This window comes from Fimbriimonadaceae bacterium, assembly GCA_019638775.1.
In the GTDB taxonomy this organism is placed as follows: domain Bacteria; phylum Armatimonadota; class Fimbriimonadia; order Fimbriimonadales; family Fimbriimonadaceae; genus JAHBTD01.
The window spans coordinates 1,178,547-1,190,262 of the sequence record JAHBTD010000001.1; the positions used below are offsets into that span (position 1 = coordinate 1,178,547).

Here is an 11,716-nt window from a genome sequence, read left to right on the forward strand (position 1 = left end):
AGTTCACAAAGAACGCAGAGTTTGGGTTGAGGTCTTTGTGAGCTCTGCACCTCTGCGTGAACTTCCGTGTTGGTTCTCGCCAAGTTGCAAAGCCTGTTCAACCGATTGTGGTGCAGGCGTCCTTGCCTGCACATTCGCTGTGTTGTACGGCAACGACAGAGCGTTGCCCTCCCGGGTCTCTCGTAAAAACGCAGGATTTCTATGCCTGAATCCTCCCCTAGAATTGAGGCTAAATATGGGGGTGGAGGCATTGGAGTATCAGAAGAGACTATCGGTGTCTTCGTTCTTAGACTCGGAGGCTGCGGGCACTTGACCCGTTTGGAACACACGCCACTTGCTCAAACTCATCGACTTCCAACCGCGTTTGTTCCCGGCAAAGCGATCAAGCCAGTCTTTGCGCAAGTCCGGGGAAGCGGCCTGAAGAGCGGGCCAAGCGTCAGCCCCGGCGTTGATGATCATATCGCGGTCGAGGTTTTGCTTATCGGCACGGTTGAGATTAACCGATGCAATGACGGAATCTGGACGGATGACGTTTAGGCTGACGCCGACGGCAAAAAAAGCCGCCATGCAAGCAAGGCCAAACCGGGAGAGTTGCCAACTCACGCCCAACCACATGTAGAGGCCGATCACGACAGCAAGCCAGACAATCCCCGCACAAACATAAAAGCGCATGGGCGAGAGGCCGTAGGCCTGCACATAGAGCGACATCCTGAATCCCGCCGATGCAAGCAGGCAAAGAAGGAGGATGGACATTCCGACAGCTACGGCATTAAAAAGCCTGCGGTGGGCAGCCTCGACCGATTTCAGCACACTCTGCGCACCGAGGAGGATCGGCAAACTCAGCGCAGTGACAGTGACGATCTCGAAGAATCCCCGACGAGCGTATTGGGCGTAGGTGAGCTCGGCAGTTTTGAGCACGACGTCGTTGCCCCCAAAAAGGTAGCGAACTTGCACCAGGATGAATATCAGGAACATCAGACCGATCAGGCCAAAGAAGGTGGCAAAAGCGCTGATGGCATGGGTGGCGTCAATGCCAGCCTTTTGGGTCTCGATAGGCGGTGCGGCCGGATTTGTGGTTGTGTAGCCGGGGGGCGGATCGCCCATGCCCGTAGTTTCAAACGCCTTCTTGCGAAGTCGCGAGGACATCATCATCCATGCCCCAGCCGTGAAAGATCCAACGATTCCGAATAGGAGCCCCCGCTCGACCACAGTGTCGGGGTCAATACTCCACTCCAGGGAGAACAGACGTCCAAATACAGGATCGGCCTGGGCGAGAATCACGCCCAAGATGAACATCACAGGAATTGCGGCGACAATCCCGAGCATGACGCCGGAGGTCCGCTTAGATTGAGGAGCAGGCCGCAGCCGCTTCCAGTCGGCGAGAAACGGAAGAAAGAGCGAGATGAGCGGAAAGAGAACTGGGTAAAGCGCGGAAACGACGAAGGTGTGGAGAATGTTCGGGGTGCCATCATCGGTTTCGATCACCACAATGAGCCCGATGGCAAAGAGGATGATCAGCACATTCAGAGCGGCAAGTCTACGAGAATCGTTTAGTCCGAGGCCGATCGCGGCGGCGACAATAGGAGCGAAAAGCCAGAGCGAACTGCGCTTTAGCTCAATCAGGCTTTGCCGTAGTAGGAGTAGCGTGATCGCTGTCCCAAGCAAGAGTAAAAGAGTGCTCGAGAATCCGGTAGCTGCATCGAACAACAGCTCTTGCCCGATGAGGGCCATGCCGGTCGCGGCGAGCATGATGCCGAGGGCGGACCGGGACCGAGTTTCTGAGCGCTCGGTGGCGGGAGGGTCACCAACGTTGGTGCTTACTGCCATATAGCCTCACGATTTGACACGCACACAATGAGGACGCTGTGCGATCTTACGTGATTCGTTCAACACTAAAAGATCTTGAGAGAATCCCGACTTGGCAAAGATTGGGAGAGTTGGGCCGTTCAGGCCGGGTAAGGGGGTTTAGGGGTGAGAAAGTTTCTCCGTATAAAGGTGCGGGCCCTCCGAGATTTGATTGGGGAGGCGAACCTCTTCGAACCACGCACCTTTATACGACCTCAGGAAACTATTCCTAGAGGTTTCATTGTCTTCCATTGTCCACGAGTGAAGTCCGGAACATCAACTGATTTCCCCCGATTTTTTACCGAATTTTCAGAAAGTGGGGAAATCACCGACCAGGTCGCGGCATCGTACACATCCTGATCAAGCGGCTCACCGTTTCTCAGACAGTAGATTATTCTCCACATCATGACAAAATCCATTCCGCCGTGACCGCCACCTACGGCAAGGTCGCCTATCTTTCTCCACAACGGATGATCGTACTGCTTAAACCACTCCGCAAGTTCCGTACCTTGAGCCCACGAGTCAGTGGATTTTGTCCCGTTTACCGCAACGTTTGGATCTTTCTCCACGACGAGACGGTTTGGGAAGCCTCCCCAGCACCCTCGAGTGCCTTGAATAAGATTATGACGTGTGTAGGGGCGTGGGAGTTGCTCATCCCATTGAATCATGAGTGTTTTGCCCTGTACAGTTCGCGCAATGGTTGTGTTAATGTCTCCGCAGACGAACTTGAGCTTTTGGCGCTCATGTCCCTCTGGGAAGTGTTCTTTCGCATACATCTCGCGAACGCGGGCGGGTGAGCCCACCGAACTCATATAGTCCAGACGGTCACCGCGGTTGATGTTCATGTATTGGGCGACCGGCCCAAGGCCGTGGGTGGGATAAAGATTGCCGTTTCGCTTGGTGTAGTGAATAGTTCTCCACGATCCGGTGCCATGTCCGATTTCGTGCATTTGCCCACGCAGGTCGTGGATATAGGCCGCCTCGCCGTGAAGCAGTTCGCCGAATAAACCTTGTCGGCACATGTTGAGGACCATCAACTCTTCGCGCCCGTAGTTGACGTTTTCCATCATCATGCAATGCTTTTGCGTGCTTTCGGAGGTATCGACAAGCTCCCAGCACCCATCAACGGTGTAAGCGGCGGGGACTTCGAGAAAAGCGTGCTTGCCCGCTTTCATGGTGTCGACGGCCTGTCGAACGTGCCACTCCCACGGCGTTGAGATGAAGACGGCGTCGATGTCGTCGCGCTCAAGCATCTTCTTGTAGTCGAGGTCGCCGTTGGTGTACATGGCGGGCTTGGGACGTCCAGCCTTGGTGACCATCGCGGCGGTACGGTCGGCTGAGGGGAGATGGGGGTCGCAGATGGCAGTGATCTCGACACCGTCGATCTTGAGGCAGTTGGCGACGTGTCCGGGGCCCCTTGCGCCTACACCGATGAAAGCGGCGCGCACTTTGTCCATTCTTGGAGCGGTGAGCCCAGCGGCAGACTTGCGCTGTCTGGCTTGGGGAGTTGATGACTCCGCTGCTTCGGCAGCTTTTGCGAGCGATCCGGTGGCAACGCCGATTCCTGCGGCGCCGACTGTCTTGAGAAAATCACGACGATTCATAGTGTTGACTGTCCTCAATATAGCCGAGAAAATGGGCTTCATCGGCCCCTGAGGAGAACGTCACTCCAAAACTTGACCAAAATCAGCGAATGGCGTTTTGAACACTATTTGACATGGTTTCTTGCTGTTTTGTGTGGTGAAGCGTGGTCTGTCCGGGCCTTCCGAGCCAGTAAAACCGCTCGGAGAGGGCGCTACCAAGTAAGCTCTATGGATGGTTTTGCAATATGCTGAGGCTAATCCCGACCAGTTGCGAGGAGCGATCGACCGAAATTCACCTGCGATCGTTCCCCTTGGAGCGCTGGAGTGGCATGGCCCGCACCTTCCGTTAGGCTTAGATGGACTGCTCGCCGAGTTTTTCGGCTCGCAGCTCTGTGAAAAACTTGAAGGGGTCATCCTGCCGACGCAATGGCGAGCGATGACAACTCTTCCCCACGAGGCTTCTCTTCAGATTTCGACGGAAACGTTCCGGCGAATCGTTGAGGAGACGACAAACGGTCTTGTCCAGGCCGGATTCAAGACAATCTGTTGGGTTTCTGGGCATTACGCTCAAGGCCACATGGCCGAGCTTTATCTCTATTCGCGATCCGTTTGTGAGAAGGGGGATGTGCGCGTTTTCGCCGCTTCTCCGCTGGAGCTATTGGGCAATCCGGCTCTGCTAGATCATGCGGGACGATCAGAGACCTCCCAGCTTTCCGCGATCCGGCCAGACCTGGTTCAGCTTGACCGTCTACCGAAGCAGATTAAGCCCAAGGTTCATGGCGTTTTGGGCGAGCACCCGAGCAAGGCGACCCCTGATGAAGGCCACGACCTGCTCACTCGCGGGCTAGAGGCTTGGGTGGAATGGGTTCGGATGTCGGAAGCACAATCGCTTGTCGTGCACTATAACAAGGCAATCGCCTCTTATCAGTCCTATGTCGATACCTTTTTCAAGGAGTCGTGGGAGCAGGCGATTGTGGATTGGTGGGCGACTAAGTAACGGTGAGGCGCTCGGCGGGGATGCTCTCATAGACCCTTTCCACCATCACATGATGCAGTCGTTCGCACGCAAGGGCGACGTCCTCGAAGCGCGTGTATAGAGGGGCGAATCCGAAGCGGATGTTATCGGGCGCGCGGAAGTCGGGCACAACGTTCATTTTCTCGATAAGGGCACGTGAGATGCGGTACGCCTCGTCATGGCCCATGGAGACATGGGCGCCGCGCCTTTGGGCTTCATGGGGAGATTGGAGCCGGAAGCCAAGTGGCGAAAGCTCGGCATCGAAGATCTGCAAGAAGAAATCAGTGAGGGCAGTGCTCTTCGCCCTTACTGAGCCCATGCCTGCATCAATGAGTAGATCAACTCCGCATTCGATAGGGACCATCGAGAGGATGGGCGGAGTGCCCACCAAGAACTTCGCGAGACCGGAAGCCGGGGAATATTCAAGGTCGAACTCGAACGGGCGCTCCTGCCCGAACCACCCCCAAAGCGGCTGGACAAGCGATTCTTGGAGGTCTTTGCGGACGTAGAGAAATGCTGGCGCGCCGGGGCCACCACTCAAATACTTGTAGGTGCATCCAATGGCGAGATCGGCGTTCCAGTGCCTGAGTGCAACTGCCACTGAACCCGCTGCATGGCTAAGATCCCACAACGCCATCGCCCCTACACCATGGGCAGCTTTTGTGAGACGCTCGCCATCATGCAGCCAACTGCTGCGGAAGCACACGAGGCTGAGCGACAGCAGCGCAGTTTCGGCATCCAGAGCCGCCTCTATTGCTTCGGGAGTGACGGTCAGGCCGTCTTCGGAGGATACGACGACAACCTCACCCCCGAACTGCTTGGCAACGGATTGAAGTGCGTAGAAATCGGACGGAAAGTTGAGCGTATCGGTGACGACTTTGGTTTTGCCCGGGTTTGCTTGAAGGACCGCGTGGGCAAGCTTGTAGAGGTTAATGGTCGTCGAGTCGGAAAGGATGACCTCTCCCGGTTCTGCCCCTATGATCTGGCTGATCTTGTCGCCAATACCTGAGGCAAGTTCGTACCAACCTTCATTCCAAGCTCGCACCAGCCTGCCCGCCCATTGCTCTTCGGTCGTGCGTCGAACCCTCTCTGCGGCTGGCTTTGGCATTCGCCCGAGTGAGTTGCCCTTGAGGTAGATGAGATTGGGATCCTCAATCACGAACGCGTCGCGAAAAGCCGCGATGGGGTCTTGCGCATCCAACTCCCGCGCACGTTCGATCCACTGGCTCATGCTGGGATTGTACATGCGACGCCGGGAATTCGCTTCATCACTTGATGGTATACCGTACCCCGACCACAACTCCAGAATTCGCAGCGATCTTGTCGGCCTTTTCGGGCTGGCGGCCGCCCACCCAGACTTGGAGCATTCCAGGGATGCGCACGTTCTTGCCGCTTAGGTCGATCAGGCCGACGTCGCGCTTGCGTACCTTGAGGACGACTTCCTGAGACTTTCCGGCGTCGAGGCGGATGCGGTCGAAAGCTTTCAGTTCTCGGATCGGCTTGGGGAAGGGGGCTTTCTCGTGAGCGAGATAGACCTGGACGACCTCGTCTCCTGCGCGCTTGCCGGTGTTGGTCACCCGCACACGAACCTCCAAACCGCCGTCTTTAGCGTTCGTTACACGGAGGCGATCATAGCGGAAGGAAGTGTAGCTGAGCCCGTGCCCGAACTTGTAGAGCGGGTCTTGGGCGAAGTAACGGTAGGTGCGGCCTTGCATGGCGTAGCTCTCGTAGGATGGGAGTTGGCTGAGCGAGCGGTAGACCGTCACAGGCAGGCGTCCGCCGGGGTTGTATTCGCCGAAGATGGCTTCGGCGATGGCACGCCCGCCGGATTCTCCGGGATACCAAGCCTCCAGGATGGCGGGGACGTTCTGGTGTGCCCAGAGGTCGGTGATGGGTCCGCCGTTGAGGAGGACGAGAACAGTCGGCTTGCCCAGCTTGACGATCTCCTTCATGAGCCGCTGCTGGATGGCTGGGAGGCCGATGTCGAGGCGGTCCAACTCTTCTTCTTCGATGCGCGGGCTGATGCCGAGGGCGAGTACGACGACGTCGGCGTTCTTGGCGGCGGCGATAGATTTGTCGAAGGGGTTGGAATCGGGGGTGACCCAGTCCAGAATCGCCACGGCTTCAAGCCCGTGGTCGTAGTATTCGATCTTGATCGGCACGGGACTGCCATCAGCGAGTTTGACCTTGGCGGAGCTTCGTCGGGCAGCGTCGTCGCGCCAATTGTCGATGATGAGCTTGCCATCCACCCAGACGCGAACACCGTCGTCGTGGGTGAATCCGATTTCGTACTCTCCGGTCTCTTCCGGGTAGAGGTACCCGGTCCAGCGGACACTGAAGTTGTCGGCGGGGACCCCGGGCTTCGGAGCGTTGCGAGCCCAGTTGAAGTTTACGGCCTCCTCGGTTTTGTGCGTCGGTTCGCCTTCGAGCTTGTCGTTGGAGAAGTACTCGGCGGTGAGCCCGCCACGGGCTGCGGTGGCGTCAAGGAGTGAGTCGGCGGGGATGGGGTTGGAGGGGGCTGAGGTGAGCCCGCAAGCCTGCTCATAGGCGAAGGCGATGCCTTTGGACTTGCAGTATTCGCGGAGTCCGCGCAGGGGCGTGATCGGGTCGCGCGGAGTGCCATGATAGTTGCCGACCAGCGCGTCGATGTTGTCGGCGTTGGGGCCGATAAGAGCAAGTTTCCTGACCTTTTTTGAATCGAACGGTAGAGTCTGCCTTGCGTTCTTGAGGAGGACGAGGGATTCGCGGGCGGCGTCGAGGGCGAGCTTTTGATGGGCGGTGTTGTTGACGACGGTCATTGGGATTTGGGTGTACTGCACGCGCTCGGGCGGATCGAACATCCCCAACCGAATCCTGGCCTCCATCAATCTCCGCACCGAACGGTCAATCTCGGCTTCGGTAATCAGACCCTTCTTGACGGCCTCAACCAGCGCGGGGTACGCCTCGCCGCATTCCAGATCGCAGCCCATCTTCACCGCCATCGCGACAGCCGCGACTTTGTCGTGGCTGAACTTGTGCCCGCCCCAGAAATCGTTGATCGCCCAACAGTCGGAGACGACGTAGCCATTGAAGTTCCAATCCTTCCTCAGCACCTGCTCCAGAAGATAGGGGTGCGCGTTGGCGGGGTAGCCGTTGATGCGGTTGTACGCTCCCATGATCGACCAGGCCCCAGCCTCCACCATCGTGGCCTCGAAGTGCGGAAGGTAGGTGGCCCACATATCCTGCATGGTCGCCTTGGCGTCAAATTCGTGACGCATGGGGTCGGGACCGCTGTGGACGGCGTAATGCTTCGGCGTGGCAATGACCTTGAAGTAGGTCGGGTCGTTGCCTTGCAAGCCCTTGACAAACTGAACGCCAAGACGAGCTGTCAGGAATGGGTCTTCGCCGTAAGTTTCCTGACCACGTCCCCAGCGAGGGTCGCGGAAGATGTTGATGTTTGGGGACCAGAAGGTGAGCCCCTTGTAGATACCGAAGTCGCCCTTTCTCGCCGCGTCGTGGTGTTTGGCTCGGGCTTCGGTGCTGGTCGCGTCGGCAATCTTGAACATGAGGTCCTCGTTCCAGGTTGCGCCGAGTCCGATCGACTGGGGGAAAACGGTGGCGACACCAGCACGGGCAACGCCATGCAGGCACTCGTTCCACCAGTTGTAGGGGGCGACATCGAGCCTGGGAATACCGGCTGCGCCGTGAGTCATCTGGGACACCTTTTCTTGCAGCGTCATGCGTGAGACAAGGTCTTTGGCGCGGATTTCCGGGTCGATGCGGAAATTCTTGTACGGTGGGATCGTCTGTTGCGGGTGTACAAGGGTGACGGCAAGACAGAATGCGGCGAGCATGTGAGTTTATTTCGACGTCGGAGGATGGGTCCCTGCTGGGGTTAGCTAGGAGCTGGGAGCTGAGAGCTGGGTGTACTACGATCAGACTCCCCAATGAAGCGGCGGAGAGATGGAGACAGAACAAAGGCTCAGCCTCAAGACTTACTGGCAGAAACCTTGGCAGGCGGTAGGCGTCGAAAAAGGTAGCTATGAACCGAATTGGAAAAGCCCTATTTGTCTTGTTGATACTGGCCACAGCAATGGTTGCTTCTGCCCAGATCTCCGTTCGACGTGCACCGGAATGGTTCCCCGTGGACTATGGCTACGACAGCCAGGTCAGTTCGGAGCGACGGTTTGTGATCCAAAATCAGACCGAATACGAGGACTATCTACAGACCGCTTTCGGACGTCGGCGATCGCATCTGCGGTTTGACATTCCGTGGGATCGGGTGATGCTGGTGGCCTTTCACGTAGGCCCGACCCTCAATACGGGTTACGAAGTCTACGTCGAATCAATCCAGGTTGCAATTCCAAACGGCGTTACTATCAACTACGCCCACAAGAATCCCTATTTTGGCGAACCCACACAGATGGTGCGGACAAGCCCGTACATGATCGTGATGCTGGAAAGACCGTCTGGACAGGTTGGTTTTATCAAGAAGCTGACCACAGTGCCGATGGACACCTATTACGGTCGTAACCCGATTCGGGGATTTGGCTGTACCTACCCGGCTTACAATTCTTGGGGTTGTCCGCATAGCTGTGCCTGCTGCAACAACGAGCCGCGCCTGCTCTATACCGAGGTGTACTACCCGAACCTGAGCAACTACTTCTCCGGAGCGACGGCGATGCCCGCAATCCAATGGCGAACCTACAAGGACGGCGGTTTTAGCAAGCACAACGAACTGCACACACGGATCATCAACAACGAGGCGGAGTGGCAGAGCTATTGGAGCAAGGCTTTTGGCGAATCGCCAAGCCAAGCCCCGCGCGATATTCAGTGGGGTAAGGAGATGGCCGTAGCGATTCATGTTGGCGAGATGCGCGCAGGCGGAACGAAGGTTTATGTGGAATCGATCAGCCGTCCGCGTCCCCACGATGTTGTGGTGAGCTATGTAGTGAGTTCACCGGCTCCGGGAACTCCAGTTGCGCAAGTGATCAGCCAGCCGTGGGTGATTATTCGGATGGACCGGTCGGCAGGAAACATCAGCTTTGCGCGTCGAAACGTTTCTCAAAGGGTGATCCCTGGTGGCGGCAACTGCAATTGCGGTGGCAAGTGCGGCTGCAAGTGCTGCGGGCGTGGGCAGTAAGTAGTGAGTTGTAAGTGGGGAGGCGCTTTTTCTTCCCCAATCTTGGCTCCCTTGCCTCAAGCTTAAGGGTTGAGGCAAGGGAGTAGCTTGGTTGTCGCGCTGGTGTAAGATACATATATCGCCATGGCGGAGTATAAAGGCAAATTCCTGGGTGTCAATTGGGACTTCAAGCTGCCCCTTTGGCTGGAAGTTGCCGGATCAGTTTTTGCGGGCCTTTTCTGGCTTTTGGTCGCTCTGACCTATCTTACAGTCGATGCTTACCAGGCGGAATTTCAGGTTACCTATCGGGCAAATATTGAAGTTATAGGTTCGTCCCACCCTTGGTTTATGAATCTGGTCACGATTGCAAATGACCTTGTTCCATTCGTCCTCATTGTTGGCGCACTTTTCTGCTTTCGGAAGTATTCAAGGGTGGCCAGCTTTTCGTTTAGCCTATTCTTTGTGTTCTATTTACCAAGTGTGGCAAACGTCTTAACATTTTGGTGGATGGCAGAGATCTCGTTCTGGGCAAGTGCGTTTATGGCAGCCGTTTGGTACATCGGTGGGCTAGTTTCAATCCTCGCCTCAGTATTCGACGCCGCTCATTGGCTGTGCCTCAAGCTGGGCTGGTACAAGCATTACGTGCGGCGAAGCCCACGGGCTCATTCCAATGCCACCCTTACCTGAACGACCGGTCGCTGCCTACAAACGAGACAGTGTCGCTTCCCGCGCTATAGGCTTTGCGTGAACCAGTCCCAACTGACAAGAATGCTGGTTTTTCGGTCTTGGTTCTAAAGAATGCTGCGATCCCGCCGATATGAGGGTCGTGGGTAAGGCAATTCCATTCGAACCGGCCCTTAAGCTAAAGCAGATTGAGCGATTTTTGCTTGAGCTTCCGGGTGTGCTCGATGCCTCAACCTGGCTCTCCGAAGGCGAGACCCAGGCTCACGTGACCTTGTCGGACAGGTCCGAACTCACGCCCAAGCTGATTCAGCGGCGCTGTATGGAAGGTCTGGGGCTCCACATGACGCCGAGGCGAGTCATTGTGATGCTTTCGCGGCAGCTTGCGGCTTAGGCCACTTCAGGCTTAGTCTTCTTCTTCGTCGGCGATCTTTTCGACGCCTTCTCCGATCGACATATTGGGGAGGTTGGGGGAAGCGTCCGCACCAAGGCCGCCATGCTTCTGCCTTCGGTTGGGGCAGTTGTTGCAGATAAATTCGACTTGAACTGCCTGGAACCAATCTGGAACCTTTTCAATCGCTTTTCCGCACTTACAGGTGATCATTCTACAGACTCCTTTTCGGCGCTCTCTTCCACCGTTTCAAGCTTGCTTGGTTTCTTTGCCGGCTTGGCGGCGTCGGGATCGTTGAGATGTTCTTCGTACGCCTTGACCGTCTGCCGATGGCTGAGAATGCCATTGATGAGCATGACGATGGCGCCGCCGAGATAGATGAGTACAAGGCCGCCTTCGCGCTTTTGTCCTGGATCGCGGATCGCTTCTGAACCGGCGAGGAAGGGCAATCCGAGGATGGCAATGACGACGAGGATGCCAGCGATCCAGAAATAGGTGTTCTTATACCAAACGGGTTTTGGGAAGGTTTTCCGGGTCACAGCAAGCGCTATTGTACCTTTACACCCGGATATCGACGATCCGACCTTTGCCTTCCAGGAGCTTGAGAAGCTCGGTGGATTGGTCTTTCTCGCTTTCCAACGCCTTTTTGAGCAAAGCCATTTGGAGCTTTGCTTTCGCCGGTTCGGCAGACTGAAGCGCTTGTAAGGCGGCATTGGCTGCGTTTGCGCCGGAGACTTCCATATTTGGAAGTATCGGCGGGGATGTGGGAATCTGGAGACTTGCAACTGATGGCTAGGGTAGTCAGGTTTAGCTTAGCTACGGGCTTTGGCTGGAGAATCATCCTGACTTCCGGGTCTCTTCCTCAAAAGTCGCAACGATTTGAGTCAATTCGACCCGTAGGGCGCGTGCTATATCTAGCAACTCCACGAGATCGACTCGTTGGTAGCCCGCTTCGATCTTCCCGATGGAAGTTTCGGTCCGCCCCGTCTTACGGGCCAGCGCACGTTGACTTAGCCCGAAATTCTCACGCTCTTGACGGATGACGGCCCCCAACACCGCATATTCGGCTCTTTTTGTGGGCATCACTCTTGACAGTGAGT

12 protein-coding genes are annotated in these 11,716 nt (G+C 56.5%); 4 read left to right on the top strand and 8 right to left on the bottom strand.

What is annotated here, in order from left to right; genetic code table 11:
- Positions 1 to 258: 258 nt before the first annotated feature.
- Positions 259 to 1,827: a DUF4173 domain-containing protein gene (locus KF784_05520; GenBank protein ID MBX3118503.1), complete on the bottom strand. Its 1,569-nt coding sequence runs from the start codon at positions 1,825 to 1,827 to the stop codon at positions 259 to 261.
- A gap of 233 nt (positions 1,828 to 2,060) precedes the next feature.
- Positions 2,061 to 3,449 carry a Gfo/Idh/MocA family oxidoreductase gene (locus KF784_05525; GenBank protein ID MBX3118504.1) on the bottom strand — a complete coding sequence of 463 codons (1,389 nt, stop codon included), beginning with the start codon at positions 3,447 to 3,449 and terminating at the stop codon, positions 2,061 to 2,063.
- 211 nt (positions 3,450 to 3,660) lie between these two features.
- On the opposite strand from KF784_05525, the gene KF784_05530 reads away from it, so the two are divergent.
- Positions 3,661 to 4,425, top strand: coding sequence for a creatininase family protein (locus KF784_05530; GenBank protein ID MBX3118505.1), 765 nt, complete (start codon positions 3,661 to 3,663; stop codon positions 4,423 to 4,425).
- Here KF784_05530 and kynU read toward each other — a convergent pair.
- Both kynU and KF784_05540 read right to left on the bottom strand, forming a co-directional pair.
- On the bottom strand, positions 4,418 to 5,674 hold the full coding sequence (gene kynU / locus KF784_05535) for a kynureninase (GenBank protein ID MBX3118506.1): 1,257 nt from the start codon (positions 5,672 to 5,674) through the stop codon (positions 4,418 to 4,420). The two genes, KF784_05530 and kynU, sit on opposite strands and share 8 nt — an antisense overlap.
- Positions 5,675 to 5,711: 37 nt before the next feature.
- Complete coding sequence (locus tag KF784_05540) at positions 5,712 to 8,276, bottom strand: glycoside hydrolase family 3 C-terminal domain-containing protein (protein MBX3118507.1); 2,565 nt, start codon at positions 8,274 to 8,276, stop codon at positions 5,712 to 5,714.
- A gap of 188 nt (positions 8,277 to 8,464) precedes the next feature.
- On the opposite strand from KF784_05540, the gene KF784_05545 reads away from it, so the two are divergent.
- The 3 genes from KF784_05545 to KF784_05555 all read left to right on the top strand — a co-directional run bounded on the left by KF784_05545 (position 8,465) and on the right by KF784_05555 (position 10,619).
- A complete protein-coding gene (locus KF784_05545) occupies positions 8,465 to 9,565 on the top strand; it encodes a protease complex subunit PrcB family protein (GenBank protein ID MBX3118508.1) in 1,101 nt (366 codons plus the stop codon).
- Positions 9,566 to 9,688: 123 nt separating this feature from the next.
- A complete protein-coding gene (locus KF784_05550) occupies positions 9,689 to 10,231 on the top strand; it encodes a hypothetical protein (protein ID MBX3118509.1) in 543 nt (180 codons plus the stop codon).
- A gap of 139 nt (positions 10,232 to 10,370) precedes the next feature.
- On the top strand, positions 10,371 to 10,619 hold the full coding sequence (locus tag KF784_05555; GenBank protein MBX3118510.1) for a hypothetical protein: 249 nt from the start codon (positions 10,371 to 10,373) through the stop codon (positions 10,617 to 10,619).
- Positions 10,620 to 10,631: 12 nt separating this feature from the next.
- Here the strand turns inward: KF784_05555 and KF784_05560 are convergent, their stop codons facing one another.
- From KF784_05560 to KF784_05575, 4 genes are all read right to left on the bottom strand, one after another.
- The gene (locus KF784_05560) at positions 10,632 to 10,829 is read right to left on the bottom strand and encodes a hypothetical protein (protein MBX3118511.1); all 198 of its coding nucleotides are present in this window, start codon (positions 10,827 to 10,829) and stop codon (positions 10,632 to 10,634) included.
- Positions 10,826 to 11,155 carry a hypothetical protein gene (locus KF784_05565; protein MBX3118512.1) on the bottom strand — a complete coding sequence of 110 codons (330 nt, stop codon included), beginning with the start codon at positions 11,153 to 11,155 and terminating at the stop codon, positions 10,826 to 10,828. Before KF784_05565 ends, KF784_05560 begins: the two co-directional genes overlap by 4 nt.
- Before the next feature lie 19 nt (positions 11,156 to 11,174).
- Positions 11,175 to 11,357 (bottom strand): hypothetical protein, encoded by a 183-nt coding sequence (locus tag KF784_05570; protein ID MBX3118513.1) that lies wholly within the window; start codon positions 11,355 to 11,357, stop codon positions 11,175 to 11,177.
- 96 nt (positions 11,358 to 11,453) lie between these two features.
- Entirely contained in the window at positions 11,454 to 11,699 is a 246-nt protein-coding gene (locus KF784_05575; protein MBX3118514.1) for a helix-turn-helix transcriptional regulator, read from the bottom strand.
- Positions 11,700 to 11,716: the final 17 nt, after the last annotated feature.

What these genes read in the sequence shown, in the direction of transcription:
- KF784_05575 (MBX3118514.1), bottom strand. Translation starts at nt 11,699, where the DNA reads ATGCCCACAAAAAGAGCCGAATATGCGGTGTTGGGGGCCGTCATCCGT.
- KF784_05550 (MBX3118509.1), top strand. Translation starts at nt 9,689, where the DNA reads ATGGCGGAGTATAAAGGCAAATTCCTGGGTGTCAATTGGGACTTCAAG.
- KF784_05560 (MBX3118511.1), bottom strand. Translation starts at nt 10,829, where the DNA reads ATGATCACCTGTAAGTGCGGAAAAGCGATTGAAAAGGTTCCAGATTGG.
- KF784_05545 (MBX3118508.1), top strand. Translation starts at nt 8,465, where the DNA reads ATGAACCGAATTGGAAAAGCCCTATTTGTCTTGTTGATACTGGCCACA.
- KF784_05570 (MBX3118513.1), bottom strand. Translation starts at nt 11,357, where the DNA reads ATGGAAGTCTCCGGCGCAAACGCAGCCAATGCCGCCTTACAAGCGCTT.
- kynU (MBX3118506.1), bottom strand. Translation starts at nt 5,674, where the DNA reads ATGAGCCAGTGGATCGAACGTGCGCGGGAGTTGGATGCGCAAGACCCC.
- KF784_05525 (MBX3118504.1), bottom strand. Translation starts at nt 3,449, where the DNA reads ATGAATCGTCGTGATTTTCTCAAGACAGTCGGCGCCGCAGGAATCGGC.
- KF784_05540 (MBX3118507.1), bottom strand. Translation starts at nt 8,276, where the DNA reads ATGCTCGCCGCATTCTGTCTTGCCGTCACCCTTGTACACCCGCAACAG.
- KF784_05530 (MBX3118505.1), top strand. Translation starts at nt 3,661, where the DNA reads ATGGTTTTGCAATATGCTGAGGCTAATCCCGACCAGTTGCGAGGAGCG.
- KF784_05520 (MBX3118503.1), bottom strand. Translation starts at nt 1,827, where the DNA reads ATGGCAGTAAGCACCAACGTTGGTGACCCTCCCGCCACCGAGCGCTCA.